The 232-nt window shown below is 55.2% G+C and carries 1 protein-coding gene; it reads right to left on the minus strand.

Features of this window, described 5'->3' with window-relative positions; translation table 11 throughout:
- The coding region (locus QSV46_RS41180) for an LLM class flavin-dependent oxidoreductase (RefSeq protein WP_314964559.1) at positions 1-232 on the minus strand (232 nt) is incomplete at both ends.

Genomic DNA, 232 nt, shown 5'->3' on the forward strand with positions numbered 1-232 from the left:
TGCCGTAGTAGCCCAATTCAAGCGGAAGAGAACCGCGTCCGATACCCACCTCAAGCCGGCCACCGCTTAAGTGATCGAGCATACAGATCTCTTCAAATGCACGCAGGGGATGATAGAGGTTAAGCTGCATCACCAATGGCCCGATGCGAAGTTGCCGTGTGCGCTGTGCGATGCTCGACAAGAACAAATTTGGCGATGGACCTCTCCCATGCGGCGTACAGTGGTGTTCTGC

Source organism: Bradyrhizobium cosmicum (assembly GCF_032290525.1).
GTDB classification, from domain to species: Bacteria; Pseudomonadota; Alphaproteobacteria; order Rhizobiales; family Xanthobacteraceae; genus Bradyrhizobium; species Bradyrhizobium cosmicum_A.